20 protein-coding genes are annotated in these 26,920 nt (G+C 72.4%); 4 read left to right on the top strand and 16 right to left on the bottom strand.

Translation table 11 applies throughout. The features are described from left to right. Window positions 1–92 precede the first annotated feature (92 nt). The 12 genes from ACWD10_RS14125 to ACWD10_RS14070 form a co-directional block, all read right to left on the bottom strand. Complete coding sequence (locus ACWD10_RS14125) at window positions 93–1,517, bottom strand: PP2C family serine/threonine-protein phosphatase (protein WP_451090487.1); 1,425 nt, start codon at window positions 1,515–1,517, stop codon at window positions 93–95. Window positions 1,518–1,533: 16 nt separating this feature from the next. After that, entirely contained in the window at window positions 1,534–4,188 is a 2,655-nt protein-coding gene (locus ACWD10_RS14120) for a tetratricopeptide repeat protein (protein WP_451090486.1), read from the bottom strand. After that, complete coding sequence (locus tag ACWD10_RS14115; protein WP_451090763.1) at window positions 4,185–5,519, bottom strand: hypothetical protein; 1,335 nt, start codon at window positions 5,517–5,519, stop codon at window positions 4,185–4,187. The genes ACWD10_RS14120 and ACWD10_RS14115 overlap by 4 nt, the downstream gene beginning before the upstream one ends. Window positions 5,520–5,757: 238 nt before the next feature. Then, the gene (locus tag ACWD10_RS14110) at window positions 5,758–6,714 is read right to left on the bottom strand and encodes a glutamate ABC transporter substrate-binding protein (protein ID WP_451090761.1); all 957 of its coding nucleotides are present in this window, start codon (window positions 6,712–6,714) and stop codon (window positions 5,758–5,760) included. A gap of 116 nt (window positions 6,715–6,830) precedes the next feature. Beyond that, window positions 6,831–8,282: a hypothetical protein gene (locus tag ACWD10_RS14105; RefSeq protein WP_451090484.1), complete on the bottom strand. Its 1,452-nt coding sequence runs from the start codon at window positions 8,280–8,282 to the stop codon at window positions 6,831–6,833. A 345-nt stretch (window positions 8,283–8,627) separates the two neighbouring features. Next, window positions 8,628–9,644: an N-acetylglucosamine kinase gene (locus ACWD10_RS14100; protein ID WP_451090482.1), complete on the bottom strand. Its 1,017-nt coding sequence runs from the start codon at window positions 9,642–9,644 to the stop codon at window positions 8,628–8,630. Further along, on the bottom strand, window positions 9,641–10,906 hold the full coding sequence (locus ACWD10_RS14095) for a 6-phospho-beta-glucosidase (protein WP_451090480.1): 1,266 nt from the start codon (window positions 10,904–10,906) through the stop codon (window positions 9,641–9,643). The genes ACWD10_RS14100 and ACWD10_RS14095 overlap by 4 nt, the downstream gene beginning before the upstream one ends. 4 nt (window positions 10,907–10,910) lie before the next feature. Further along, entirely contained in the window at window positions 10,911–11,741 is an 831-nt protein-coding gene (locus ACWD10_RS14090; protein WP_451090478.1) for a carbohydrate ABC transporter permease, read from the bottom strand. 11 nt (window positions 11,742–11,752) lie between these two features. Continuing rightward, complete coding sequence (locus ACWD10_RS14085) at window positions 11,753–12,706, bottom strand: carbohydrate ABC transporter permease (RefSeq protein ID WP_451090476.1); 954 nt, start codon at window positions 12,704–12,706, stop codon at window positions 11,753–11,755. A gap of 18 nt (window positions 12,707–12,724) precedes the next feature. Continuing rightward, window positions 12,725–14,059 carry an ABC transporter substrate-binding protein gene (locus ACWD10_RS14080; RefSeq protein ID WP_451090474.1) on the bottom strand — a complete coding sequence of 445 codons (1,335 nt, stop codon included), beginning with the start codon at window positions 14,057–14,059 and terminating at the stop codon, window positions 12,725–12,727. Window positions 14,060–14,173: 114 nt separating this feature from the next. Beyond that, the gene (locus ACWD10_RS14075; RefSeq protein ID WP_451090472.1) at window positions 14,174–15,430 is read right to left on the bottom strand and encodes an ROK family transcriptional regulator; all 1,257 of its coding nucleotides are present in this window, start codon (window positions 15,428–15,430) and stop codon (window positions 14,174–14,176) included. A 274-nt stretch (window positions 15,431–15,704) separates the two neighbouring features. Then, on the bottom strand, window positions 15,705–16,781 hold the full coding sequence (locus ACWD10_RS14070; protein ID WP_451090470.1) for a mechanosensitive ion channel family protein: 1,077 nt from the start codon (window positions 16,779–16,781) through the stop codon (window positions 15,705–15,707). 440 nt (window positions 16,782–17,221) lie between these two features. Between ACWD10_RS14070 and ACWD10_RS14065 the strand changes: the two genes are divergently transcribed. Further along, entirely contained in the window at window positions 17,222–17,758 is a 537-nt protein-coding gene (locus ACWD10_RS14065) for an HNH endonuclease (protein ID WP_451090468.1), read from the top strand. Between the two features lie 86 nt (window positions 17,759–17,844). On the opposite strand, the gene ACWD10_RS14060 is transcribed toward ACWD10_RS14065, so the two are convergent. From ACWD10_RS14060 to ACWD10_RS14045, 4 genes are all read right to left on the bottom strand, one after another. Then, window positions 17,845–19,239 (bottom strand): FtsX-like permease family protein, encoded by a 1,395-nt coding sequence (locus tag ACWD10_RS14060; protein ID WP_451090466.1) that lies wholly within the window; start codon window positions 19,237–19,239, stop codon window positions 17,845–17,847. Beyond that, window positions 19,229–19,957 (bottom strand): ABC transporter ATP-binding protein, encoded by a 729-nt coding sequence (locus ACWD10_RS14055; RefSeq protein ID WP_451090464.1) that lies wholly within the window; start codon window positions 19,955–19,957, stop codon window positions 19,229–19,231. Before ACWD10_RS14055 ends, ACWD10_RS14060 begins: the two co-directional genes overlap by 11 nt. Continuing rightward, window positions 19,954–20,502: a PadR family transcriptional regulator gene (locus ACWD10_RS14050; protein WP_451090462.1), complete on the bottom strand. Its 549-nt coding sequence runs from the start codon at window positions 20,500–20,502 to the stop codon at window positions 19,954–19,956. The genes ACWD10_RS14055 and ACWD10_RS14050 overlap by 4 nt, the downstream gene beginning before the upstream one ends. Window positions 20,503–20,588: 86 nt before the next feature. Continuing rightward, entirely contained in the window at window positions 20,589–23,639 is a 3,051-nt protein-coding gene (locus ACWD10_RS14045) for a beta-N-acetylglucosaminidase domain-containing protein (protein WP_451090460.1), read from the bottom strand. Between the two features lie 312 nt (window positions 23,640–23,951). On the opposite strand from ACWD10_RS14045, the gene ACWD10_RS14040 reads away from it, so the two are divergent. From ACWD10_RS14040 to ACWD10_RS14030, 3 genes are all read left to right on the top strand, one after another. Further along, a complete protein-coding gene (locus tag ACWD10_RS14040; RefSeq protein ID WP_451090458.1) occupies window positions 23,952–24,218 on the top strand; it encodes a hypothetical protein in 267 nt (88 codons plus the stop codon). A 214-nt stretch (window positions 24,219–24,432) separates the two neighbouring features. Further along, entirely contained in the window at window positions 24,433–26,556 is a 2,124-nt protein-coding gene (gene malQ / locus ACWD10_RS14035) for a 4-alpha-glucanotransferase (protein ID WP_451090456.1), read from the top strand. Between the two features lie 59 nt (window positions 26,557–26,615). Then, window positions 26,616–26,858, top strand: coding sequence for a hypothetical protein (locus tag ACWD10_RS14030; protein WP_451090454.1), 243 nt, complete (start codon window positions 26,616–26,618; stop codon window positions 26,856–26,858). The last annotated feature ends 62 nt before the right edge of the window (window positions 26,859–26,920 follow it).

Genomic DNA, 26,920 nt, shown 5'->3' with positions numbered 1-26,920 from the left:
GGTTTTCGTATGTTGTTCGTCCGGTGGTTCGTCCGGTGGTTCGTGCGGTGGTTCGTGCGGCACGCCAGGTACGCCGACGTACGCCAGGTACGTCAGGCCGATCCTGCCCCTTGCGGCGCGACCGGGAACGGCAGGACCGCCACTGTTACGTTGTCGTGGCCGCCGCCGTCCAGGGCGTGGCCCACGAGGACCTGCGCGGCGTGCAGCGGGCGGTCCGCGGCGTCCGGCGGCGCGGCCGCGGCCATCTGTTCGGCGGCCTCCGCGTAATTCCACAGGCCGTCCGTGCACACCAGCACCGCACCCGGCCGGTCGGGCTTGAACGAGGCGGTGTGCGGCTCGAGTTCGTACGCGTCGGCGCCGAGCCAGCCGGTGATGGCGTGGGCGCGTTCGTCGGCGTACGCCTCGGCCTCGCTCATCAGGCCCGCCGCGACCATCTGCGCCGCCCAGGAGTCGTCCTCGGTGAGCCGGGCGGCGGGCGCGGAGCGGTCGACCGGGACCCAGTAGACGCGGGAGTCGCCGACCCAGCCGACGACCAGGAGGCCCCCGGCGACGACCGCGCCGACGAGGGTGCAGGCCGGGGCGTTCTGGCGGACGGGCTCCGGGGTGCTCTCCGGGTCCGCGGCCAGGGAGTTGACCGCGTCGGACGCGGCGACGATCGCCTCGTGCATGGCCTGCTGCGGGTGGGTGCCGCGGGGCAGGGTGGCGAGCAGCGCCTCGTTGGCGGCGTCCGCGGCGGCCATGGACGCCTCGTCCGGGCGGGACGACGAGGACACCCCGTCGCAGACCACGGCCACGACCGCGGGGGAGCCGTCGGGCAGTGCGGTGGCCGAGACCGCGAAGGCGTCCTCGTTGCGGTGGTGGCGCAGGCCCCGGTCGCTGACCGCGGCGACCGCGTCCAACTCCTGCTCCATGTGGTCCCGTTCGCGCGGCTGGGCGTGGCCGCAGCGCTCGCAGTAGCCGTCGGGGTCGACCTGGCCGGTGCGGCAGGCGACGCAGAGCTGGATGCCTGCGGGGGGTGTGGGCGTGAGGGTGGTGGGAGCAGGAGCAGGAACAGAATCGGGCGCAGGCGCAGGCGCAGGCGCAGGCGCAGGCGCGGGCGCGGGCGCGGACGGGGTACGGGGGTCGGGCGGCGTGGGTCCGTCGCCGGACGGGGCGAGTTCGATGCCGGCGGAGTCGGTGCCCGCGAGATCACTGGCGAGGTGCACCGGCGCCGGGGTGTCCGAACTATCCACCTCCGGGGCCTCGGGCCACACCACGGGCTCGCCGGACGGTGCGGGCACGTTGGGCGTCGGTGCGGTCGCTGTCTCCGTCTCCGTCTCCGTCTCCGTTTCCGGGGCGCTCGGCGGCGCGGTCGGCACCGCCCCTTTGATGACGACGGTGGGGTGGTCGCCCGCGGACGGCTCGCGGGGCGTCGACAGGTCGTACCCGCACGCGCCGCAGAACAGGTCACCCGACTCCAGCGGCTCCGCGCAGCTGGGACATGTCGACATGGCAGCCCCGTCGGTCAACTGGTCCATCTGCGGCGTCACTCCATCACACCCAGGTCCGGGGGCGGAGACGGTTGGCCCGCTCCACCAGTTCGATCCTCTCCTCGCCGCCCTGTGCCAGGCGGGCGAGCGTCCGGTACGAGCGCTCCAGGCCGAGGCGCAGGCCCCGCTCGTCCAGGCCGCAGTCGAGCAGCACCATGGGCACGGCCAGCTGCGACGGTGCCGCGCCGCGGCCACCGGCGAGTACCCAGTCAAGGGCCGTGCCAAGGACCTCGGCCGAGAGCTGTTCGCGGCGGACCGCGTCAAGGCCGAGCTCGCGCAGCGCCTCGACCTGGCCTGCGGCGGCGGTCAGGTCGTCGAGCAGCGGCTCGTGCGCCGCCCGGTCCCGAAGTCGGGCCCGTACGGCGGCGATTCGGGCCGCCGTGTAATGAATCGACGCTTCCGGTACGGCTTCCAGCGTACGCACCGCACCGCGCCGGTCCCCCGCGGCCAGCTGCACCCGGGCGAGCCCGAAGGCGGCGCTGACGTGACCGGGGTCGGTGCTCCAGACGAGCCGGTAGTACTCGGCGGCGTTGTCCAACTGGTCCAGGACCTGGGCACATACGCCGAGCGCGAGCTTCGGCGCGGGCTCTCCGGGGAACGCGTCGTAGACCGCGTCGAAGGAGAGCGCGGCCGACTCGAAGTCACCGGTGGTGAGGGAAACCACACCCCGGTACCAGACCACCCGCCAGTCGTCGGGGTGTTGCAGTTCGAGGTCGGCCAGGGCGGAGGCGGCGGCGGTGTGCTCGGACCGCTCCAGTCCGGCCAGCTCCAAGCGGGCCCGCAGTTCCCGCAGGCGCAGTTCGAGGGAGGGCGGGTCGGACACCGGGGCCGAGGCGAGCGCAGCGAGCAGCTCGGCGGGCGCGGAGGCCATGAGCCCGGCGAGGAAACCGGCGTTGGGGTCGCCCGGGTCGACGCGGGGGACCGGCAGGGCGAGGGCCGTCGCAGCGGCGTCCAGCGGGCGGATGAGGCGCCCCGAGCCGGGGTTGCCCCCCACGCCTCCGGCGTGAGGCGTTCTGCTCCCGGCACCTCCGGTGCCCGCCATGCCGCCTCCGGCGCCCGCGGGGGATGCCATTCCGGCACCCCCTGCCCCCGGTGAGGCTCCCGCGGAGCTCGCCCCCCGCACCCCCGACCGGGAAACGTCCGCCCCGCCCCGCTCCGCGAACAACTCCGTATCCGTCACCCGCACTTCGGGCCCGAACAGCGGCGACAGGGCCGGTCGCGGGCGGCCCGTCCGGAGGGCGACCACCTCGCGCAGGACGCCCGTCAGCTGCTCGGCCATCTCCTGCGCGGAGGCGAACCTGCGGGCCGGGTCCGGGTCGGTGGCGCGTACGAGGAGCCGGTAGAACGACTCGTACCGCTGGAACACCTCGATGTTGCCCGGGTCGGGCAGCGAGTCCACGAAGACGTTCGTATAGCCCTGGAAGTCGAAGGTGAGCACCGCGAGTGTGCGCGCGACCGTGTAGAGGTCGGAGGCGACGGACGGGCCGAGGTCGGCGACCTCGGGGGCCTGGTAGCCGACCGTGCCGTAGATCGCCGACTCCTGGTCGTCCATCCGCCGGACCGCGCCCATGTCGATGAGCTTCAACTGGTCCTGCTGCTGAATGGCGTTGTCCACCTTGAAGTCGCAGTACAGGAGGTTGCGGCCGTGCAGATGGCCGAGGGCTTCAAGGGCCTCGATGCCGTACGCGCAGGCCTGCTCGACCGGCAGCGGGTCGCGTCTGCCGTCGGCCGTGCGGCGCTCGTTGGCGAGCTCCTTGAGTGACTTGCCGCCGACGTACTCCATCACGATGTAGCCGTCGAGCGAGCCGGTGCGCTGGTCGAGGTGTTCGACGAAGTTGTAGATCCGGACGATGTTGGCGTGCTCGATCTCGGCGAGGAAGCGCCGCTCGGAGATCGCCGCGGCCATGGCGTCCTGGTCGCCGGTGTCGAGCAGGCCCTTGAGGACCACCCAGCGGTCGGAGACCGCGCGGTCGACGGCGAGGTAGATCCAGCCGAGGCCGCCGTGCGCGAGGCAGCCCACGACCTCGTACTGGCCGTGCACGATATCGCCCGCGCGCAGCTTCGGCACGAAGGAGTACGGATGGCCGCACTTGGTGCAGAACCCTTCCGTCCGCCCCGGTCGCCCGCCGCGCGGCCGCCCCACGGGAGCCCCGCAACTGGCCCGTGAACAGAACCGCTTGCGCTCCGGAACCTCCGGCTCGGCCTGCACCACGTCCCTCGGGTCGGGGCGCGGCACCGGGGGCACCTCGACCAGACCGGCCCCGAGACGGCCACGCCCCGAGCCGGTACCCGCCGAGGAACCCGAGCTCCGCACGGAGACCGACCGGGTGGACGTACGGCCACTGCCCCCGGCCGCTCCTCGGGACAGCCGCCCGGAGACGGAACGCGGTGACGTCGAGGAGCGCGAAGAACGCGAAGAACGCGAAGAACGCGAAGAACGCGAGGAGCGTGAAGAGCTCGACGAGTGCGAAGCACGCGTCGCTTGCGAGGACCGGCCGGACCGTGACGATCCGGCCACCCCCGTAGCCGGAGAACTCACCATCCCGTTCGGCGCCACCACCGGCGCCAATCCGCAGACGTCGCAGTACAGCTCCCCGCCGCCCACGTCCTCGTACGCGCCCTCGCATTCCGGGCGCTGACACACCGCCGCCGCGCTCATGGCGTACCCCCCGTACCCCCCGTACCTTCCGCACCCCCGTGTCCCGCCGACGGACCGGCGTCCTCCACCGGTCCGCCCGGGCGGGTCCCGCCGAGCACCTCCGCCGTCGCCTGCTGGTACCGCAGCACCGCCTCCTCCGCGACCCGCAGGTCACAGGGGGCGCTCCAGAGCATCCGGCGGGCCGCGTCGTACCGCTCGATCAGGAGCGGGTCCTCGGCGGCACCGTGTCGGGCCACCTTGGCCTTGTACGCGTCGAGGCGGCCGCGCAGCTCCGCGCGGACCGCGAGCGGTGCGGTGACGGCGGTCAACGACTCGCGGGCGCGCAGGAGTTCGTCCTCGGCCCGCTGCTCCAGGGACTCCAGGAGCGGCGAGAGCCGGTGCCACTGGGCGCGCCTGCGGTATTCGGCGGCGGTCGCCAGCTGCTCCTGGAGCGCGGTGGGCGGGCCGCTGACCGCCGGTACTTCAGTAGCGGCGATTTTCGCCAGGACCTCGCCGCGTGCCGCCCGCGCCTCGGCGAGGGTGCGGTCGGCGCGGGACAGCAGGTCGCGCAGTCGGCCGAGCCGGAGTTCGGCGTCCTGGCGGACCGTGAGCACCGCGTCGATCTCACGGCGTACGTCCTCCAGGGCGCGCGCCTGCACGTCGTAGCGGGTGGTGTCGGGGCGGCCGCCGCCGGGCGCCGTGTGCCCGGGCGCGGGCCGCCAGAAGGCGAGCGGGTCGGAGATCACCTGGGCGCGCAGAGACGTCAACTCGCGGGTGATGCGCTCCAGATCGTCACCCGCGGGGTGCTCACCGGGGCGTACGCCGACGGACCCGGCCAGCTGCCGGGTGCGGGCCAGCTCGGCCGCGAGCAGGTCGATGCGGGCGGGCAGCGCGGACCAGACGGCGTCGGCCGCGACGACCGTGTCGAGCGAGCTCGCGTACAGCTCGTTCATCCGCTCCACGAGCTCTTCGAGCGTGAACTCCTCGGAGAGCCGGGCGGGTTGCCCTTGCAGTTCCGGTGTCCCGGCCGGTGGCGGGCCGCCGGGGACGGTGACGCTGGGGCCGCGGAGGAGTTCGGTGAGCTCGGTCAGGTCGTCGCGGTTCGGGTAGCGCCTGCGGGCGCGGCGGGCGCGGGCGCCGTCGAGGGCGGCCGTATAGGCGTCGAAGTACGTCCACAGGCGGGTGATGGTCTGCTCGGTGCCCGCCCAGCGCTCCTCTGTAGTACCGGAGAGCTCGGCGCCTTCGAGGAGACGGCGGCCCGCGTGGTCCTGTAGCGCGAGCAGCGAGCTCTCGATGGCTTCGTGCTCCCTGCTCAGCCTGGCCAGGGCGCGGTCCACCTCGTCCCGGTCCATGACGGGGCCCTCACGGAACGGAGTTCCCCCGGTCGGGTAGGGGGAGGGTCCCGTGCCCATCGATCACCTCTCGCAATGCGGTCTCGCAGTGGTTCCGGCTGAGTTGTTCCGGTTGAGCGGTTTCGGCTCAGTGGTCCGGCTCGGTGGTTTCGGTCGACTTGATCTTCTCGGTAGTGGGGGCCGGTTGGGTAGAGGGCCGTCGGCTCCGGCCGTGTGGATCACGTGGGCCCAACTGGGCTCAGCCGTCGTGGTACTTCGGCTTGGGCGGCCCGTCGACGTTCTTCAGGTCGTCGGCCAGCCAGCGCTCGTACGACGCCTGCCAGCCGTTCTTCTTGTCCTTGCGGTAGTCCTCGAGCACCTGGTTCACGCGGCGCACCAGGTCGGGCGCGTCCTTGCTCATGGCCACGCCGTAGTACTCGGTGGTGAACGGCGGTTCGTCCACAAGACGCACCGTCGGATCCTGGGCGGCCTGGCCCGCGGCGAGGGCGCTGTCGGTCACCACCGCATCGACCTCGCCGAGCTGGAGCCTTACCAGACAGTCGAGTTGGTTGGGGACCGTGGTGGATATATCGGCGCCGTACGCCCTCTTCTTGAGCTCGGCCTCGGCCGTGGAACCGGCCGCGCTGCAGAGCTTCTTGCCCTTGAGCGAGGAGTTGTAGCCGGTGATCTTCGAGCCGTTGGGCACCAGGAGCTGCTGCCCGGTCTTGAAGTAGGCGGTGGAGAAGGCGACGTCCTTCGCCCGGTCGCAGTTGATGGTCATCGTGCGCACGACCATGTCGACCTGGCCGGACCGGATGGCCTGCACGCGCTGGTTGGTGGGGACGGCGCGGAACACGACCTTCTTCTCGTCGCCGAGTATGTCCTCGGCTATCGCGCGCACCAGGTCGATGTCGAAGCCCTCGAGCTTGCCGGTGGCGGGGTTGCGGAAGCCCCACCGGTAGCTGTTCTGGTCGACGCCGACGACGAGACGGTCCTTCGGGCTGTCGGTGCCGGTCTTCTCGCGTTCCTTGATCTCGTCGATGGCGGGGCCGTCCTCGTCGGACGGTTCGAGGCTGCGCTCGGGCTCCTCGCACGCGTCGGCGAGCGTGGATTCCGCATGGCCGATGCCCGGGCCGCCGATGCCGGGCAGATCGCCGTCGGAGTGCTTCAGCGGTACGACCGTGAGCAGCACGGTCAGCGCGCAGGCGAACGCCATCGCGGCGACGCCGCCCCAGCCGCGGAGCCTGCGCAGCGCTCGGAGGGCCCTGCCGTGGGCCCCGGGGGCCCGTGTCGCCGTACGGGCTTGATACCCCACTTCGCCTCCTCTCGTGCTCACCGGTACTCCGACAGCCTGCGCCCGATGCCGAGCACCGCGCCCGCGGCGGCAAGGGCGGCGAGGACACCCGCGCCGACCGGCAGTCCGGTCAGCGCGGAACGGCCGTCCTGCGCCGTGCCCTTGAAGTCCCGCTGTTCGTGCGCGACCGCCCGCGCGAGGGCCTTGTCGGCCCGGTCGAAGGACTGCCCCGTCGACCCGTCCGCCCCGTCGTCCGACCCGCCGTCACCGATGACCCGTTCGAGCGCGCGCTCGTAGTCCCCCTGTGTATCGGCTTCGCGGGCCGCTTCGTGGCGCTTCTTCCATTCCGCCACGGCAGCCATCGCCGCGTCGACGGGTTTGCCGCCCGCCGTGTCGTCGGCAAGCAGCCGGGCCTCGCCGAGGGAGCCCATACCGGCCCGGTCCGTGCCGCCGTCCCCGAGACCCGCTATGAGGCGCCGGTAGTCCACTTCGTACTGGTCCTTGCCCGCGTCCGGGCCGTCCGGCACGGTCACCGCGCCGCGCGAGACCAGGGTGAGATTCTCGTTGCTGCGGGCCTGAAGAGCGCTGATCCGGGCGTCGTTGAGCACATTCAACGACCGTATGCCCTGGTCGTACGACTCCGTCAGGCCGGACCAGGCCAGTGTGTGACCGGCCGCGAGCCAGAGCAGCAGCGCCGTGGAGCACGCCGTCGCGGCCACCAGGCCCGGGTTGAACACCCGGTTGGTACGCCGGTAGAGCCGCCGCTGCGCCCACACCAGGGCCGCGAGCGCGAGCACGCCAAGGGCGAACGCCGCCCAGGGCGCCGACTTGGCGTCCGCGTAGTCGGCGTCGAGGCGGGCCTTCTCCGCCGCGTACAGCTTCGCGGCGACGGGGAGCATCTCCTTCTGCATCAGGTCGTTGGCGTTGCGCAGATAGGCGCCGCCGAGGGGGAGGCCCTGACGGTTGTACGTACGGGCCGTCTCGATCCGCTCGGTGTACCGGGGGAGGAGTTCGTTCAGGCGGGATATGAGCGCGGCGGATGAATCCGAGGCGGTGCCGGAGGCCGTGCCGGTGGCATCCGTGCCCTGGCTGTTGGCCGCGGCCATCGCCAGGTTCCGGGCGGCCGTCTCGATGTCCTCGCGGTACCGCTCGCGCAGCTCTGCGGGCTCCTGGCCGCCGGTCAGAAAGCCGCTCGCCGCCGCGGTGTTGGCGTCCGCCAGGGAGCGGTACACCGCCGCGGCGTCCGCGCTCAGGGGCTGGCTGCGGTGCAGTACGTCGTCGGCGGCGGCCGAGCGGTCGGCGAGCTGCCAGGCGGTGACGGTGCCGAACGCGAGCACCAGGGCGGCGAGGACGGCGCCGATGATGCGGAGCTTGCCGGGCTCCGTCGTCGCGGCGGCGCGCAGCCGGTCCGCCGACTCGGCCAGGGCGGTGCGCCGGGCCGGCGGTTCGCCGGCCGCTGTCGCGGTGCTGGCGGTCGGCGGGTGTGTCACGTGTTGACCTCCCCCATGGTCATCTCCTGGTCGCCCAGTATGGCCGCGGGGACTGACATCGGCACCGGTTGTTCGCGGATCTGTCTGTCTCGCGGTCTTCCTCCTGTACACGTTTCGTGGATCAGTTCGGTTCCCCACCCCGCCCCTTCCCGACTGTGTCGATATGCGGCTAACGCCGCGTGGTTGCAGCGGCTTCGGGGGCTGCCGCCCCCGGACCCCCGCGCAGATATCGCGCAGGGGGGTACCTCCCTGCTCGAGCGCAGCCGAGAGCTTGGGGGAGCGCTCGTCCGCAAACGCCGGACGGGCTGGGAGTTACCGGATGGGCTGAAGTGAACGCCGTACGGGCTAAGAACTGAAATGCTTCCGCACCCGTTCCTCCACCCCCACCGGTGCCCCCACTCGATCCAGGCCGAGCAGTGCCGCCCCCAGGACCGGGCGGGCCGCGATCACCCGGGGCACCGCTCGTGGGGCCTTGGCGGTGAGGCCCGCGCGGACCCGGTCGTTCAGGTCGGGGTGGCCCGCCGCGAGGACCGAACCGCCCAACAGGACCGGAACTTCCGCTTCCAGGAGGTCGAGGCGGGCCAGGGCCACCGTGGCCATGGACACCACCTCGTCCGCCAGGCGGTTCACCAGGGAGCGGGCCACCGGGTCGCCCGCGCCCGCAGTGGCGAAGACCACGGGGGCCAGTTCGTGCCGTCGCCGCGCCGGGATCCGGCCCAGGTGCAGGGCCTCGATCAGGGCGTACATAGAAGGGAGGCCGAAGTGTTCGGGGAGTGTGTGGGCCAGCTCCGTCGGGCCGCCTCGTCCGTCCTCGGCTCGGGCCGCGTGCCACAGAGCCTCTTCGGCCAGGCCCCAACCGCCGCCCCAGTCGCCGGAGATCCGGCCGATCGCCGGGAAGCGGGCGGTGCGGCCGTCCGGGGTCAGGCCGACGCAGTTGATTCCGGCGCCGCAGACCACGGCGACCCCGAGCGGCTCGGCCCCGGCGGGCAGGCCCGCGCGCAGGATCGCGAAGGTGTCGTTGCGGACGTCGACGTGGCGGCCCCAGGCGCGGGCCTCCAGTGCGGCCGCCAACTGCTGCTCCTCCACGGGCAGATCGGCGTTGGCGAGGCAGGCCGAGACGTGAAGGATCTCGCCGGTTCCGGCCGCCCGCGCCGCCGCGAGGGCCCGCCCCACCGGTGTGGCGAGCGCGTCCACGGCCGCGTCGACGCCGACCACGGGCGGCCGGAACCCGCCGCCCCGTGCCGTCGCGACGACCCCGCCGTCCGCCGCGACCACCGCGACGTCGGTCTTGCTGTTCCCCGCGTCGATCGCGAGGACGGCCCCTGTGGCGGTGCCGCGCGTAGCCGACGCGCTTGTCCTCATGCCCACGCGAGGTGCTCCCGGTTGTGCGCGAGCAGCCGGTCGGTGAGCGCGTCGGCGGCGTCGTACTGGCCGATCAGGGGGTGGGCCAGGAGCGCCTTGAAGACCCGGTCGCGGCCGCCGCGCAGCGCGGCTTCCAGCGCCAGCTCCTCGTACGCCGTCACGTTCGTGATCAATCCGCGGAAGAGCGGGTCCAGTTCGGGGACGGCGAGCGGCCGCGGGCCGTCGCGGCCCACGGTGGCCTGGACCTCGATCACGGCATCGTCGGGCAGGAACGGCAGCGTGCCGTGGTTGTACGCGTTCACCACCTGGTACGGGCTGCCGCCGCTGCCCAGCAGGGACGCGGCCAGGTCGACGGCGGCCTCCGAGTAGTAGGCGCCGCCCCGCTTGGCAAGGAGTTCCGGTTCCTCGTCCAGGGCCGGGTCGGCGTACAGCTTCAGCAACTGGCGTTCCATGGCGGCCACTTCGGCGGCCCGCGACGGTTTCTCGCGCAGCTCTCGTACGACCTCGTCGTGGGCGTAGAAGTAGCGCAGGTAGTACGACGGCACGACGCCGAGCCGGTCGAGGAGCGGGCGGGGCAGGTGCAGCGAGTCGGCGATCGCGTCGCCGTGCTCGGCGAGCAGCTTGGGCAGTACGTCCGCGCCGTCGGGGCCGCCGAGGCGTACGCCGGTCTCCCAGGTGAGGTGGTTGAGGCCGATGTGGTTCAGGAACACCTGGGACGGGTCGGCGTCCAGGAGCGCGGCGAAGCGGCGCTGGAAGCCGATCGCCACATTGCACAGGCCGACCGCCTTGTGTCCGGCCTGAAGCAGGGCGCGGGTGACGATGCCGACCGGGTTGGTGAAGTCGACGATCCAGGCGTCCGGGTTGGCGCGCCGCACCCGCTCGGCGATGTCCAGGACGACCGGCACGGTGCGCAGCGCCTTGGCGAGGCCGCCCGCGCCGGTGGTCTCCTGGCCGACGCAGCCGCACTCCAGGGGCCAGGTCTCGTCCTCGTTACGGGCCGCCTGGCCGCCGACGCGCAACTGGAGCAGCACGGCGTCGGCGCCGTCGACGGCCGGGTCCAGGTCGGCCGTGGTCACGACCCGGGCGCCGTGTCCCCGCTTGGCGAGGATGCGCCGGGCGAGGGCGCCGACGAGCTCCAGGCGGTCGGCCGCCGGGTCGACGAGGACGAGCTCCTCGACCGGAAGGACGTCCCGTAGCCGGGCGAAGCCGTCGACGAGTTCGGGGGTGTAGGTGGAACCGCCGCCGATCACGGCCAGTTTCATGCGTTCAGCCTTTCACTCCGGTCAGGGTGACGCCTTCGACGAACGCTTTCTGGGCGAAGAAGAAGACGACGATGACGGGGGCCATGACGAGCAGCGTCGCCGCCATGGTGAGGTTCCAGTCGGTGTGGTGGGCGCCCTTGAACGATTCGAGGCCGTAACTCAGCGTCCAGGCCGCGGGGTTCTCCGAGGCGTAGATCTGCGGCCCGAAGTAGTCGTTCCAGCAGAAGAAGAACTGGAACAGCGCGACCGCCGCGATACCGGGTCTGGCCATCGGCAGGACGACCCGGACGAGCGCGCGGAGTTCACCGCAGCCGTCGACGCGGGCCGAGTCCAGATATTCGTCGGGGATGGTCAGGAGGAATTGCCGCAGCAGGAAGATGGAGAAGGCGTCGCCGAAGGCGAGCGGAATGATCAGTGGCCATAGGGTTCCGGCCAGGTCGAGCTGTTTCGCCCAGAACAGATACATCGGGATGATGACGACCTGCGGCGGCAGCATCATCATCGAGACGACCAGGAGCAGCGACAAGTGGCGCCCCCGGAAACGGAACTTGGCCAGGGCGTACGCCACCGGCACGGACGAGACGACCGTGAGCAGGGTGCCGAGGCCCGCGTACAGGAGCGAATTCCGCCACCAGGTGAGGAAGCCGGGCGCCTCGAAAACCTTGCGGTAGTTGTCCCATTCCCAGGTGCGCGGCCACAGGTCCCGGGTGAGTGCCTGCTGGTCGCTCATCAAGGAGGTGAGCAGAATGAACACGAACGGCAGGACGAAGAAGAGCGTTGCGGCGACCGCGAGCGCATGCACCCCGACCCAGTGGAACAGCCTCTTGTGGGTCATCCTCTCGCGGGTCATCGCTCACCCGCCCCGAGCAGACCGCCGCGGCGGCGCATGAGAAGGGCCGTGCATGCCATGGCGAGGGCGAAGAGTACGAGTGCGACGACACAGGCGGAACCGTAGTCGAAGCGCTGGAAGCCCAGGTTGTAGACGAGTTGGGGCAGCGTGAGCGTGGATTTCTCCGGATAGCCGGGCTCGAATTGCTGCCCGCTGCCGCCGATGATTCCGGAGGCGACCTTGGAGGCGACGATCGGCTGGGTGTAGTACTGCATGGTCTGGATGACCCCGGTGACCACGGCGAAAAGGACGATGGGCGAGATATTCGGCAGCGTGACGTAACGGAAGCGCTGCCAGGGCCCGGCGCCGTCCAGCTCGGCCGCCTCGTACTGCTCTTTCGGTACGTCGAGCAGCGCGGCCATGAAGATGACCATCAGGTCGCCGATGCCCCAGACCGCGAGAATCGTCAGTCCGGGCTTGGACCAGCCTGGCTCGTTGAACCAGCCGGGCGCCGCGATGCCCATGGTCTCCAGGGCCGAATTGACCGGCCCGGTAGCGGGGTTGAGCAGAAAGACGAAGGCGAGCGTCGCGGCCACGGGCGGGGCGAGATACGGCAGGTAGAACAGGGTCCGGAAGGCGCCGGTGGCCGTCTTGATCTTCGTGATGAGCAGTCCGATGCCGAGCCCGAACACCACCCGGCAGCTCACCATCACCACGACCAGCCACAGCGTGTTGCGCAGGGCGGGCCAGAACATGGCGTAACTGCCGAAGACATAGGACCAGTTGGCGGTCGCGTTCCAGGAGGGCGTACCGAAGCCGTCGTACTTCATGAAGGAGAAGTACACGGTGGAGATCAGCGGATACGCGAAGAAGACGCCGAATCCGATCAGCCACGGGGACAGGAAGGCCACCGTGCGCAGTGCGCTGCGCGTGCGCTTCGCGCGCAGCGTGTACGGGGTGTACGTGGTCATGGAACCGTTGCCCCGTGCCTACTTGGCCTGGGCGATATCGGTGTCGATTTCCCTGGCGGTCTTCTCCAGACCGGCCTGGAGGTCCGGCACCGCGCCCTTTTCCACCTGGTAGCCGAAGTTCTGCAGCGACTGCTGGTAGGTGATGCCGTTGATGGCGCCGTCGCTGGTGTTGGAGTCCGGGTGCATGGCGATGTCGAGGAACGTCTGGAAGCGCGGGTCCAGCTTCAGCTTCGGGGACTTCAGGGCCGCGAAGGTGGAGGGGACATTGCGGATGGCATGGGCGAACTGCACCACCGCGTCCGTGTCGGTGGACATGTACTTCACCAGTTCCCAGGCGGCGTTCTTCTTCTCGCTGGCCGGGGCGATGCCCATGACGGTGCCGGAGAGATATCCCTTGCCGTAGCTGTCGAGCTGGTCCTTCGGTACGGGCAGCGGCGCGACGCCGATCTCGAATCCGGGGTCGGTCTCCTCGGCCATGCCGAGCCGCCACTCGCCGTCCAGCTGCATGGCCACCTGGCCGGTGTGGAAGGGGTGCTTGGCGCCCCATTCGTCCCCGAAGGTCTTCAGATACTTCTCCAGCTTCGCGTACCCGCCGAGCTTCTTCACGAGATTCCGCTGCCAGGTGTACATCTCCTTGAACGACGGGTCCTTGGCGACATTGGACTTGCCGTCCTTGGTGAAGTACGTAGGGCTCCACTGCGAGAGGTAGTGCGAGGGCACGGTCTCGTAGCCGTGGTAGTTCGGCATGAAGCCGAGCTGTTCGTAACTGTCGCCGCCCTTGGTCGGTTCGGTGAGCTTGACGGCGGCCTCGTCGAACTCCTCCCAGGTCTTCGGCGGACTCTTGATACCGGCCTCGGCGAACGCGTCCTTGTTGTAGTAGAGCCCGTACGCATCGCTCAGGAGCGGCAGGGAGCAGCGGGTGCCCTCGAATCGGGTGTAGTCGAGCAGCGGCTTCGGAAAGGTCTTCTCCAGATCGAGCCCCGACTTCTCGATGAACGGTTTCAGATCGGTGAAGGCCCCGGATGAACAGAACTTGCCGACGTTGGCGGTGGTGAACGACGCGACGACGTCCGGGCTGTTGGAACCGCCCGTGCGCAGCGCCTGGTTGAGCTTTTCGTCGTTGATGCCGCCGACGGCCTTGACCTTGATGTTCGGATGCTTCTTCTCGAAGCGCTCGATATTCGCGTTGATCGCCTTGACCTCGCCGGGCGCGGTCCAGCCGTGCCAGAACGTGAGGGTGGCCTTGGCCTTGGGATCGTCCTCGGCGCCGGACTCGGGGGAGCCGACGCAGCCGGTGGCGAGGACGGTTATCGACGCGACGGTGGCGGCCAGTACTGCTCGGTTTCTGCGCATGACGGTGTCTCCCTCGGCGGGGGTGGCGGAGGTGGCAGGTGGGGCAGGTGGGGCAGGTGTGGCAGGGGCGGTGAGGCGGAACCGTGCGGGTGGTGCGGATCTGTGCCCCGGGTGCTAGCGGGAGGTGTCGAAGACCTCGTCCCGGGTGTCGGTGAGCGCGCTCTCCAGGGCGCCGCGCAGGACGGGATCCTCGGTGACCTCGCCGAGCACGAGCCGGGGCCGGGACGCGGCCAGTTCGGCCAGCTCCGACTGGATCAGGGCGCGCAGCGGCTCACCGCCCGCGGCAAGGACGCCGCCCGACAGGACGATGAGCCCCGGGTCGAGTACGGCGACGACGGAGGCGAGGCCGGTGGCGACGCGTTGCGCGGTCTGCTGGAGGAGCTCGCGGAGGGCTTCGGCGTCGCTGTCGGCTTCCCGGTTTCCGTGCTCGGGGTCGGCCGCTTGTGCCGCTTGTGCCGCTTGTGCCGCGCGTGTGAGGAGTGCGGACGCGGTCGCGGCGTACGGCTGCTCGGGCGTCTCGATGCCGAGGGACTTGGCGATACGGGGTACCGCCTGGGCCCCGGCCAGCTCCTGGAATCCGCCGCTTCCGGCCTTCGCGACCTGCCGTACGAGTGGCGTGCCCGGCACCGGCAGAAAGCCGACCTCGCCCGCGCCGCCGGTCCACCCCCGGTGCGGGCGGCCGCCGATGACGAGGGCGGCGCCGATGCCCTCCTGGTTCCACAGAAGTACGAAATCCTCGTCGTCCCGGGCCGCGCCCACGCCGCGCTCGGCGATGGCGGCGAGGTTGACGTCGTTCTCGTACCCGACGGGCATGGGGAGTGCGGCGGCGAGCGCGTCGAGGAGGTCGGGGGCGTGCCAGCCGGGCAGGTGGTGGGCGTAGCGCAGGCGGCCGGTGTTCGGGTCGAAGGCGCCGGGGGTGCCGATGACGATGCGGTGCAGCTCGGAGCGGGCGAGCCCGGCGTCCTTGACGGCGCCGTCGAGGGTGTCGAGGACCTGGCGTACGGCGTCGTTGCCGGAGCGGCCCGGGGTGGCGAGCGCGAACCGGCCGACGGTGGTGCCGGTCAGGTCGGCTACGGCGGCGCGGATGCGTTCGGGGGTGACGTCGAGTCCGGCGACGTGGGCGGCGCCCGCGTTCAGGGCGTACAGCTGGGCGTTGGGGCCCGGGCGGCCCTCGCTGGTGCCGGTCTGCACGACGAGTCCGGCGGATTCCAGGCGGGCGAGGAGCTGGGAGGCCGTGGGCTTGGAGAGGCCGGTGAGTCTGCCGATGCGGGTGCGGGAGAGGGGGCCGTGGGTGAGGAGGAGGTCGAGGGCGGCTCGGTCGTTCATGGCCCGCAGTACGCGGGGCGTTCCCGGGGTCCCGGATGCCGCCATGGGCTCGCTCCTCAGTCTCGCTGCTGCCTGCACTGTTAGGAAGGTTTCCTATTACGTGCGGCGGGTGCGAGTCAATGGCTGAGGTGGGCTCTCTTTCCCCACCCCGCCCCTGCCCCCAAGCCCCTCCGGCGTTCAGATCCAGCCCCTCCGGCGTTTGAGGAGCGGGGGTCCGGGGGCGCTGCATCCATTAGCGGCTTCGCCGCGGGCCCCGAAGCGGCTGCGAGCTCTCGGGAAGGGGCGGGCAGGGGGAACACCCCCCAGGGAGGCGCCCCCGTTACTTCGACAAGTTGGGCTGCTGGACCGGGGACGCCGCGATCGACTGCGGCGACATCGGGGACGCGTACGCCGAGGGGGCCGCGACCGCCGGGGCCGCAGGGGCCCCGTCCTCGGTGTCCTCGGCGGCCACCGGTACGCCGCCCACGATGCGGATGCCCGCCTCGTCGAAGGCCTCCTTGATGCGCCAGCGCAGCTCCCGCTCGATGCCGAGGGCCTTGCCCGGCATCGTCTTCGCCGAGACGTGGACGACCATCTGGTCCAGGTGGACCGAGTCGAGGCCGAGGACCTCGACCGGGCCCCAGAGGCGCTCGTTCCACGGCTCGTCCTTGGCCATCGTGTCGCCGACCTCGGCCAGCGTGTCCCGCACCTTCGTCAGGTCCTCGTCCGGCCGCACCGTCACGTCCACGTGCGCCGTGGCCCAGCCCTGCGAGAGGTTGCCTATCCGCTTGACCTCGCCATTGCGTACGTACCAGATCGCACCGTTCTCGCCGCGCAGCTTGGTCACCCGCAGGCCCACCTCGATCACCTCGCCGGAGGCCACCCCGGCGTCGATGGAGTCACCGACCCCGTACTGGTCCTCCAGAATCATGAAGACGCCGGAGAGGAAGTCCGTCACGAGGTTGCGGGCACCGAAGCCCAGTGCTACGCCCGCGACGCCCGCGCTGGCGAGCAGCGGCGCGAGGTTGATCTCGAAGGTGCCGAGGACCATCAGGGCGGCCGTGCCGAGAATCACGAACGAGGTGACCGAGCGCAGCACCGAGCCGATCGCCTCGGAGCGCTGCCGACGCCGCTCCGCGTTGACGAGCAGACCGCCGAGCGCGGTGCCGTCGACGGCCTGGGCGCCGCGGTTCATCCGCTCGATGAGCTTGGTGATCGTCCGCCGGATCACGCTGCGCAGGACCACCGCGATGGCGACGATCAGCACCACTCTGAGCCCGATGCCGAGCCACGTGGACCAGTTCTGCTCCACCCAGCTCGCGGCGTTCGTGGCCTTTACCTGGGCGTCGTCGAGCGTGGGCGCGGACCCCGAGGGCTCGGGGGACCCGGCGGCGCGCGCCAAGGCGTACGGGAGCACGGCTGGTACCTCCTGATGTGGCGACCTGCCCGCGAAGCGAAGGGACCTCGACCGAAGGGATCTCGGCCAAGGGATCTCGACCAGAGACCGAAGGGATCTCGACCAGAGGAAAAGGCGCGGACAGAGCCACCACACTAACGGGCCATTCTGTGTGGATCGTTGTGATGTTGTGAGGAGAGACGGTGACCACACCGTCCTCCGGGGGCAGAACCAAGGTGTGCCCGACGGCACAGAAGTGTGTCCGACGGCACATCGGCACCCCGCGCGGACGCCGTCGCCGCTGCGCAGAGCGGTCGCGGAGGCCGCTCCGGGGTGCACTCGGGGCACATTCCCTCGTCCCGTTACCGGCACATGGTGGCGCTACGACCAGGCATGAGGGGAGACTGTTTGCAGATCGTCCCGGCGCGAGCCACGCGCCGCCGGCGTTATAGGAGGCATCCGTGCCGCATGTCCTGGTCCTCAACGCGTCGTACGAGCCGCTCGGCGTCGTACCGCTCCGACGCGCGCTCGTCCTCGTCCTCGAGAACAAGGCTGTCTGCCTCGAGGAGACCGGCGCCTTCATGCACAGCGCGACCCGCACCATCCCCGCACCCAGCGTGGTCCGGCTCAAGCGCTTCGTGCGGGTCCCCTATCGGGGGCCCGTTCCGTTGACCCGGCGTGCACTGTTCGCCAGAGATGGCGGCCGGTGCATGTACTGCGGTGGCGTCGCAACCAGCGTCGACCACGTCATCCCCAAGAGCCGCGGCGGCCAGCACGCCTGGGAGAACGTGGTGGCGTCCTGCCGCCGCTGCAACCACGTGAAGGCCGACCGGCACCTGCTCGAGCTGGGCTGGCGCCTTCGTCACAAACCCGCCCCACCCTCCGGCCTGGCCTGGCGCATCATCGGGACCGGCCATAGGGATCCGCGCTGGCTGCCGTACTTGCAGCCCTTCGGCGCGGACGACGCCTTGGCCCGGATCGACGGCATCTCTGCCTGACGACCCGGGTTTTTGCGTGCCTGGGACGGCCACGGGGTCCCGCGGGGCCATCCCAGGACGTGTGTCGGACGTGCGGCAGACGTGCGTTACGCGTACCGCAGCTGCCCGGGCCGCACCGCCCGCCCGAGCAAGGGCAGCGCGGTCGCGGTGGCCAGCAGGCACACCACGTACACCCCGACCGGGGCGAGCAGCGGAAGCAGCGGGAACGGCCAGCCCGCCATGCCGATCCACCGGTACCCGCCGTAGAGCACCGCTCCGCCGCCGCTGGCGAGCAGCAGGGCGGGCGCCAGCGGCAGCGCCGTCTCCAGGAGCACCGCCCGGCGCAGCACGGCGCGCGGCACCCCGGCCGCGACCTGCGCGGCGAGCGCCCGGCGCTGGGTCGCCAGGGACTCGGCGGTGCCGACGGCGAGCGCGGAGAGGCTGATCGCGAGCGCGACGAGCAGGCCGAGCCCGACGAGCCGGAACCCGCCGTGGTAGTACTCCGCGGGCAACGTGTGGCCTTCCATGACCTTCAGGTGCTCCGTCAGGAGCTGCCATATGCCGAGGAAGCCGACCCCGACGACGGTGACGAGCAGCACGGCCGCGTGCGTACGGGCGGCCGCCCACGGGTCGGCGCGAAGGCGCCCGGCGGCGATCACGACCGCGGGCCGCGACGAGCGCGCGAAGCGGTGGCCGAGCGCCTTGGCGCAGGCCCCGGAGAGGGTCACGGCGCCGAGGCCGACCAGGCCGACGACGGCGACCGCCCCGATCGGCACCAGGGCGTCGGACAGGCCACCCCGGCCCTCGGCCAGGAGCGCCGCGATCCCCCCGCCGAGCACCGCGAGGATCCCTGCCGAGACGAACGGCCGGGTACGGCCCCCCTCCGGCCGCACCCGCCGCACCCAGCCGAGCGGCGACGCCACGACGTGCCGCAGCGCGAAGGCGCTGACCACCGCGGCGAGTGCGGGCAGGGCCAGGGTGACCAGGACCAGGAAGCCCCAGGTGAGCGGCGCCGGAGCGTGCCCGGCCACGGCAAGCAGCAGCCCGAACCCGGCGAACCCGGCGAGCGAGCCGAGCAGGCCGGACACCCCCACCTCCAGGGCGGCGATCCGCCGCACCTGGCGCGGCGTCGCCCCGGCCAGGCGCAGTGCGGCGAGCCGCCGGTCGCGGTGCACGGCGCCGATCCGCGCGCACTGGCCGAGGAAGCCGAGCACCGGCACGAGCAGCCCGAGCAGCGCGGCGATCACGCCGCGGCGGGTGCCCTCGGAGTCGAGCAGCCCGTTGCCGTACGCCGCGTTCCGGTAGCTGCCTTCGAGCGCGGCGGTGGTGACGGCCGCGAGCGCGAACCCGGTGGCAAGCAGCGCCCCGAGAACGGTCAGCGAGATCCGCCACCACTCGCGCCGGTCGGAGCCGCGGAGCAGCTGCCGGGCGAGCCGGGCGTCGGCGAGCAGGCCGGGGCGGCCGTCGCGCCTCTTCGCGGCCACAAGGGCGTCAGCCGTCACGGCGCACCGCCTCGCCGCCGACGGGGTTCGCCTCGCTGCCCGCCGTGCGCACCACCCCGTCCCGCAGCTCCACCTCGCGGTCCGCGTACGCCGCCACCTGGGCGTCGTGCGTGATCAGGAGGACCGCCGTGTCCGTCTCGCGGGCGGTGTGGGTCAGGGCCGTCAGGACCTGTTCGCCGCCGAGCGAGTCGAGGGCGCCGGTCGGCTCGTCCGCGAAGACGACCTTCGGTCCGGTCACCAACGCGCGGGCCATGGCGGCGCGTTGGGCCTGGCCGCCACTCAGCTGGCCCGGCCGCTGCTCCGCCTGGCCCCGGACCCCGAAGCGCTCGAGCCACTCGGCCGCCTTGGCGTGGGCCGCCCCCCGCGCGGTCCCGGCAAGGAGCAGTGGCAGCGCGACGTTGTCGGCCACGGTCAGCTCCGGGATGAGCTGGCCGAACTGGAAGACGATGCCGAACTCGGTGCGGCGCAGCCGCGAGCGGCGCTCCTCCGGGGCCCGGTCAAGGCGTTCGCTCGCGTAGACCACCGAGCCGTCGTCGGGCGTGACGATGCCCGCGAGGCAGTGAAGGAGAGTGGACTTGCCGCTTCCGCTCGCGCCCGTGATGGCGAGGATCTCGCCGGGCGCGAGGTCAAGACTCGCGCCGCGCAGCGCGGCGTTGGCGCCGTACGCCTTGTGCAGGCCGCGCGCCGTGATCAGCGTGGCCCCCGGTGTCGTACTCATGCGGTGGTGATCTCCTCGGTGAGAGAGGCGAGGCGACCGGCGGTGGTGTTCATCCAGCGCAGGTCGGCGTCGAGGTGGTTGAGGGCGTAGTCGGCGGAGAGGACGGTCGCGAGGTCCGTGCCCGGGGCGGTCTTGACCGCGGTCAGCTCGCGCATCCGCGCTTTGTGCGCGGTGCGTTGGGCGTCCAGATAGGCCGCCGGGTCGCAGTCCGCGCCGGATGCCGCGGCCAGGACGGCGACGACGACCTTCGCGAAGATCTCGTTGGTCACGAAGGGCGCGGGCGGCGTGATCCGGCCGAGCCACTCGGCGAGTTCACGGTCGCCCGCTTCGGTCGCGCGGTACAGCGTGCGCTCCGGGCCGCCGTCGGCGTCGGTCCCGTCGACCTCGGCGAGGCCGTCCCGTACGAGGCGTTGCAGGGTCGTATAGACCTGGCCGTACGCCAACGGGCGGGCCTGCGGAAAGCGTTCGTCGTGCCGCCGCTTCAAGTCGTAGCCGTGGCTCGGACCTCCGGCGAGCAGTCCGAGCAGGACGTGGCGGGTGCTCATGGCGATCAGTATGTACTAAGTACATGTACTGAGTGAATAGTGGGGTGAAGAAAGAGAGGGTCTGGGGGCCGCCAGGCCCCCAGCCTTCACTCCTGCACCGCGTAAGCCTCCACACCCCACAGCGAGTACCCGAACCGGGTCCCTCGCTTCTCGCCCTGGACCCGCACGAAGCGGACGTCCTTCGCGTCCATCCGGACCGACTCACGCCCGCCCTTGCCGTCGCGGACCGTCGCCGCCGTGCGCCAGCGCTTGCCGTCCGTGGAGACCTCGATGCGGTACGCCGCCGCGTACGCGTCCTGCCAGTGGAGCGACACGCGGCCCAGGCGGACCGGGCGCTTCAGCTCCACCTGCCACCAGGCGTCGTCCTCGGCGGGCGAGGACCAGCGGGTCTCCGGATCGCCGTCGCCCGCGGCCGAGGCCGGGAAGTCCTTCGTCTCGTCGCCGGACGACGTGGCCTTCCCCTTGGGGACCAGGTCCGGGCCGCCGGTGCGCGGATGCGTCCGCACGGTCAGGGTGCGGGTCTCCTCGCCGAAGGTCAGCGGCACTTCGTACGTCCCCGTAGGGGTGCCCGGCGCCACCGTGACCTCTATGGGCAGCTGCACCTCGGCGCCGCGCGGCAGCCGGGCCGATTCCGGCAGCCGTATGCCAATGCCCTTGGGGGGCTTCGCGGTCAGGTGGCCGCGTACGTCGCCGGGGCGTCGGGAGGCGAGGGTCGCCTTTACGCGCTGCGCGGGGCCGCCGATCTCCGCGTCCGTCTCCGTACGGTCGAGGTCGAACGAGGCGTCCCCGGTGTCGCCGAACCACGGCGCGACCCGGTGCACCGCCGAGCGGTCGGCCCGGTCCTCGGTGACCACCCGCACCGCGTCCGCGCGCACCCCATCGCTGCGGGTCTCCGTCCAGCCGGAGCCGGAGAGCCTGCCGAGCCGCCGCCAGCCCTCGCCCGGGATATGCGCCTCCACGGCGCCCTCCGTGCCCGGCTCGGTGAGTGCCGTCACCGCCTCCAAGGGGCGCGGGCGCTTCAGGTTCACCGTGTACGAGGCGGCGTCCCGGTCCACGCGGCCCGCCTTGTGGTCGCGGCCCTGCCAGGCCGCGGACCGGGAGCGGACGCGCTCGAGGAACGGGTCGAGGACGCCCTTGCCCACCGTCACGCGGCTCGCCCGCAGCGGCTCGCGCAGCGCGTCCAGGGCGCGCGAGGCCCGCCATGCCTTCGCGCCGTCGCCGTGCGCCTGGGCGAGCAGCAGGTCCACGGCGTGCTCGCCCGCCTCGCCGTACCGCGCCAACTGCTCGGCCCACGGCCGTACTTCAGTAGCGAGCGCGGTCAGCTCGGGGCGCTCGCTGTCGCGCAGCCGCCGCGGTGTCTCGCGCATCACCGTGAAGGCGGCGCGCAGCTTCTTGCCCGCCGCGTCCACGCGGTCGAGACGGGCGTCGCGGCTGCCCCAGCCCCCGGCGGACCCGGCGTCCAGGGACTTCCAGAGCGCGTCCATGAGCGGCCGCAGATACGCGGACTCATCGGCGCCGAGCACCGAGGACGCGTCATTTCCGGCCAGCGCGCGGACCGCCTCGCGAGCTTTCTCGTCCGGGCCCGCCAGGTCGTTGACGGCCGCCCGCCAGGACTCGCCCGGCCGGTAACTCTTCGGGTTCCAGGCGTAGTCGGCGGCCGTGAACAGCGGGATACGGGAGGCCGCGGGCTGCTCCATCGCGTTGGCGAGCAGCCCCGCGGAGCCCGACGCGACCGCCGGTTCCCGGCCCATGTAGGGGCCGAGGAAGATACGATCCTGCGCGAAGTCGTTGACCGGATAGTTGTCCATGGTGACCAGCGGGTGCCCGAACGCCTCGCGGGCCCCGGCCAGTTCGCGCCCGGTGATGGTGCGCGGCACCACGCCGACGCCGGTCCACGCCACCTGCACCCGCCGGTCGAGGCCCTCGGCGAGCGCCTTGCGGTAGGCGGTCGCGCCCTCCTGGTAGTACTCGGTCGGCATCAGCGAGAGCGCCGCTGCACCCGCGGTGTTTTCGGTGCCGTACCGCTCCCGCAGATGCTCCGCCACCGCGCCCGCCACCCGCGCCTGCGCCCGCGCGGCGGCCTCGGGCCCGGAGCCGAATGCCTTGGCGTCCTCGTCGCAGTGCCACTCGCGGTACGAGACGTCCTGGAACTGGAGCTGGAACGCGCGCACTCCGAGGGCCCACATGGCGTCGACCTTCTTCAGTAGCGCCTTGGTGTCGTCCTCGGACGCCATGCACATGGCCTGCCCGGGCGCCACCGCCCAGGCGAGCGTCACGTGGTTACGGCGGGCCCGCTCGGCCAGGGCACGGAAGTCGGCCCGCTGCTCGGCCGGGTACGGCTCGCGCCAGCGCGCCTGTCGGTACGGGTCGTCGCCGGGCGCGTACACATACCGGTTCTGCTTGGTACGGCCCATGAAGTCCAGTTGCGCGAGCCGCTGTTCACGGCTCCACGGCGTGCCGAAGAACCCCTCGGCCAGGCCACGCACGGCGGTGCCGGGCCAGTCGCGGACCCGTACACCCGGGATATGGGTGCTTTTGTCGTACGTCGTGCCGGCCCCGTCGGCGAGCAGCTGCCGGAGGGTCTGGGCCGCGTGGAAGAGGCCGTCCGCGCCGGTCCCGGCGAGCGCGACCGTGTCGCGGCCCGCGACCTGCCCCACGGCGAGCCGGTACCCGCCCTCCGGCAGATCGCCGCGCGCGGGGGCGCGCAGGGCGCGCAGCGCGGCCTCGGCTCCGGAGCGGTCGCCCGGCGCGGTGTCGTCACCGGCGCGCACCACCAGGCCGTGTGAGGGCAGTGACGCCGTCGAGCCAGCCCCGGAGACCTCGGTGACCTGACGGGCCCCGGCCGCGCGGAACAGGGTGCGCAGCGCCTCGATCGCGTACGGATCCGCACCCTCGTCAGTGACAAGCGTCACATCCTCGCCGAGCGGCACGGACGGCCCCGCGGCCGTCATCGACTGTGGCCTTGGCCACACCGCGGGGAGCGAGCCGTCGCCCTCGCGCTCCGGGGAGCCGGGCAAGTCCGGGGCGGTGAGTGCCGGGCCCGGGGGTGCGGCCAGAGCGCCGGGCGCGCCGCCGAGCAGTCCGCTGATCACGGCGGCCGCGATCGCTACGGCCCTCTTCCTGCGCCGCACCTGCACGGCCCTCCTGCCCTTCTGATCCGGCCTGTTGAGGCCCCCTCGACGGCCCCGCCGACACAAGGGCGCCAGGGTGGACCCGAGCCCACCACCACCGCGCCGACAGTGTCAACGGGAGTATGCGCCAGGTCCACTCCGTGGCCTTGGGTGGCGCGAGTGGGGCGGTGGCGTCCATCATGCGAGCCCCGGCGAAGGGTTTGCGGCGAACCTCCGTGCCGGGAACAAATTGTGAGCCGAAACACGTTGGTTGCATGCGATCCGATTCCCTGGGTAGGGCTGCTGTCTGACCCTGCCACTCACCTCAAGGAGGCCCTCGTGGCCGCATCGGCACAGCTCCTGCTCGACGCGCTCTCCAAACGCCCGGAGCCGCGCGGCCTGCCGGACCTCTCCCTCGTGTCCGACCCGGATTCCGGGCTGCTCGGCTCCTGCTCCTGCTGTGTGGAACCTCCCTTGACGAGCGAACCCCCGCTGGCGGACGCCGAGCCCCTGACCAGCGAACCCCCGCTCGCCGACGCCGCCCCGCTGACCAGCGAGCCGACCGCCACCGGCACGGCCTCGGGACTCGACCCCTCGACGCACTAGGTCTTACGGATCACATGTCCGTGCCGCCGGCTCGGTGACCGCACCTGGGGGCTGCGCCCCCAGAGCCCCTTTCGCCGGAGACGGGCGGGGCTCGTCCTCGAACGCCGGACGGGCTGAGTCGATGTGCCGCCGGGACCGGCCGGTGTGCTAAACCCGTCGATGTGCTGGACCCCTCTCGACGTACTCGTACGAGAAGACTTCCGGGGGCGCGCGGATGACCCTTGACCGGCTGGCCGCCCTCCACGGCGTCGCCACCTCCTACAACCCCGCCCCCGACCGCACGGTCCAGGCGCCGCCCCCCACCGTCGTCGCGGCCCTCGCCGCGCTCGGCGTGGACGCCTCGTCGCCGGAGGCGGTGCGCGCCGCGCTCGCGGCCCGCGAGGCCGAGCTGCGCGACCGGCTCCTGCCGCCCACCGTGGTGCAGTGGCCGGACGCCCCCGCACCGGCCCTCACGGCACTCCCGCCCGGCACCCGGCTGTGTATCGCCACCGAAGAGGGCGGGACCGTGACCGCGACCGTGAGCACCGCGGAGAGCGGCGAGGCCGAACTCCCCGTCCCCGCGCTCCCGTTAGGCGTCCACGCCCTGCACGCCGAAGCGCCCGACGGACGTACCGCCGACGCGCACCTCGTCGTCGCCCCGGCGCGTGCGCCCGAGCCGCCGCCGGGCCGGTCGTACGGGCTGCTCGTGCAGCTCTACTCGCTGCTCTCCACCCGCTCCTGGGGCATGGGTGACCTCGGGGACCTCGCCGATCTCGCGGCCTGGTCGGGCCGGGCGCTCGGGGTCGACTTCCTCCAGCTCAACCCGCTGCACGCGGCCGTGCAGGCGGCTCCCGGGGAGCCCACCGACCCGTCCCCGTACCGCCCGTCGTCCCGCCGCTTCCCGGACCCGGTGCATCTGCGGATCGAGGACATCCCGGAGTACGCCCATCTCTCCCCGGACGCGCGTAAGCGCGCCGCCGACCTGCTCGAACGGGCGGAGCGGCGGCGCGAAGCGGTGCTCCGCGAGGGTGCGCTGATCGACCGGGACGCGGTGTGGGCGCTCAAGTCGGCGGCGCTCGAACTGATCCTGGACGTCCCGCTCAGCCCCGGACGCCGCGCCGCCTACTGCGACTTCCTCGCCGCCCAGGGCCCGGCCCTGGAGACGCACGCCACCTACCGCGCGCTCGCCGAACGGCACGGCCCCGACTGGCGGGACTGGCCCAAGGAGTTGACCGATCCGGCGTCCCCGGCCATCGCGCGGGCCGCGGCCGAGCTGATCGACCGTATCGACGTCCACTGCCGGCTCGCCTGGCTCACCGACACCCAACTCGCCGCCGCCGACCGGGCCGCGCGCGAGGCCGGTATGGGCATCGGGCTCGTGCACGACCTGGCCGTGGGCGTGCACCCGGGTGGCGCCGACGCCTGGGCGCAGCGGGCCTGCCACGCCGCGGGCATGACCGTCGGCGCGCCGCCCGACGCCTTCAACTCCCGTGGCCAGGACTGGGGTTTGCCGCCCTGGCGCCCGGACGCGCTCGCGGCGGTCGGCTACGCCCCGTTCCGCGATCTGCTGCGTGGCCTGCTCGCGCACGCCGGGGCGCTCCGGATCGACCATGTGATGGGGCTGTTCCGGCTGTGGTGGATCCCGGAGGGACGGCCGCCCACCGAGGGCACGTACGTCCACTACGACGCCGACGCCATGCTCGCGATCCTCGTCCTGGAGGCGCACCGCGCGGGCGCCGCCGTCATCGGCGAGGACCTCGGCACCGTCGCGCCCGGCGTGCGCGAGGCGCTGCGGGAGCGCGGCGTGCTCGGCACCTCGGTCCTCTGGTTCGAGCGCGACTGGGACGGCAACGGCGGCCCGCTGCCGCCCGAGGACTGGCGCCCCGACTGCCTCGCCACCGTCACCACCCACGACCTGCCGCCCACCGCGGCCCGGCTGACCGGCGCACACGTCCGGCTCCGGCACCGCCTCGGCCTGCTGCCCGCCCCGGAGGGCTCGGGGGACGGCTTCCCGCTCGCCACGGCGCTGGCGGGCGAGGCCGCCGAGGTCGGGGAGTGGCTGGCCGCGCTCGCCCGGCTCGGCCTGCTGCCCCCGGGCAGCACGGACGAACAGGCCCGTATCCGCGCCTTCTACGCCTTTCTGCTCCGCACCCCGGCCCGCATGGTCGGCCTCTGGCTCCCGGACGCGGTCGGCGACCGCCGCCCGCAGAACGTCCCCGGCACCTGCGACGCGTACCCGAACTGGCGGCTCCCCGTCGCCGACGCCACCGGCCGCCCGGTGACCCTGGAGGACCTCGCCGCCGCGCCCCGGCTGCATGCCCTGGCCACGGCGCTGGGCCAGCAGGGCCTACGGGCGTGACGGTCCCGTACGGGCACCCCGGCCGCGCGGGCGGTACGGGCATTCGCTACGTTGGCCCTGTGGACAAGAAGAACGCCTTGCGCGCCGGCGCCGTAGCAGCCGGTACGACGCTGATGATGCTGCTCATGTCGTCCCCCGCGCTCGCGCTGACGCCCGACGACGGCGACGACCCCGGCCCGGGCCTGAGCGTGGTCGAGACCCTCGGTCTCTACGTCGTGGCCCCCATCGTGCTGTTCCTGGTCATCGCCGGTCTGGTGATGGTCGGCGACAAGTCCCGCAAGCAGCAGAAGCAGCAGGGCTGACGCCGCAGCTTTTAGCTTTCCGGTCGAGCGGGGTCCGCCATCACGCGGACCCCGCTCGACTT

The organism is Streptomyces sp. NPDC002851, assembly GCF_053591935.1.
The sequence above is the reverse complement of the archived record's forward strand: the minus strand, read 5'-3'. Positions and strand labels throughout refer to the sequence as shown.

Bases quoted from the DNA above. Each gene is read 5' to 3' on its own strand.
- ACWD10_RS14125 (WP_451090487.1), bottom strand. From the start codon at position 1,517: ATGGACCAGTTGACCGACGGGGCTGCCATGTCGACATGTCCCAGCTGC.
- ACWD10_RS14120 (WP_451090486.1), bottom strand. From the start codon at position 4,188: ATGAGCGCGGCGGCGGTGTGTCAGCGCCCGGAATGCGAGGGCGCGTAC.
- ACWD10_RS14115 (WP_451090763.1), bottom strand. From the start codon at position 5,519: ATGGACCGGGACGAGGTGGACCGCGCCCTGGCCAGGCTGAGCAGGGAG.
- ACWD10_RS14110 (WP_451090761.1), bottom strand. From the start codon at position 6,714: ATGGCGTTCGCCTGCGCGCTGACCGTGCTGCTCACGGTCGTACCGCTG.
- ACWD10_RS14100 (WP_451090482.1), bottom strand. From the start codon at position 9,644: ATGAGGACAAGCGCGTCGGCTACGCGCGGCACCGCCACAGGGGCCGTC.
- ACWD10_RS14095 (WP_451090480.1), bottom strand. From the start codon at position 10,906: ATGAAACTGGCCGTGATCGGCGGCGGTTCCACCTACACCCCCGAACTC.
- ACWD10_RS14090 (WP_451090478.1), bottom strand. From the start codon at position 11,741: ATGACCCACAAGAGGCTGTTCCACTGGGTCGGGGTGCATGCGCTCGCG.
- ACWD10_RS14085 (WP_451090476.1), bottom strand. From the start codon at position 12,706: ATGACCACGTACACCCCGTACACGCTGCGCGCGAAGCGCACGCGCAGC.
- ACWD10_RS14080 (WP_451090474.1), bottom strand. From the start codon at position 14,059: ATGCGCAGAAACCGAGCAGTACTGGCCGCCACCGTCGCGTCGATAACC.
- ACWD10_RS14075 (WP_451090472.1), bottom strand. From the start codon at position 15,430: ATGGCGGCATCCGGGACCCCGGGAACGCCCCGCGTACTGCGGGCCATG.
- ACWD10_RS14055 (WP_451090464.1), bottom strand. From the start codon at position 19,957: ATGAGTACGACACCGGGGGCCACGCTGATCACGGCGCGCGGCCTGCAC.
- ACWD10_RS14050 (WP_451090462.1), bottom strand. From the start codon at position 20,502: ATGAGCACCCGCCACGTCCTGCTCGGACTGCTCGCCGGAGGTCCGAGC.
- malQ (WP_451090456.1), top strand. From the start codon at position 24,433: ATGACCCTTGACCGGCTGGCCGCCCTCCACGGCGTCGCCACCTCCTAC.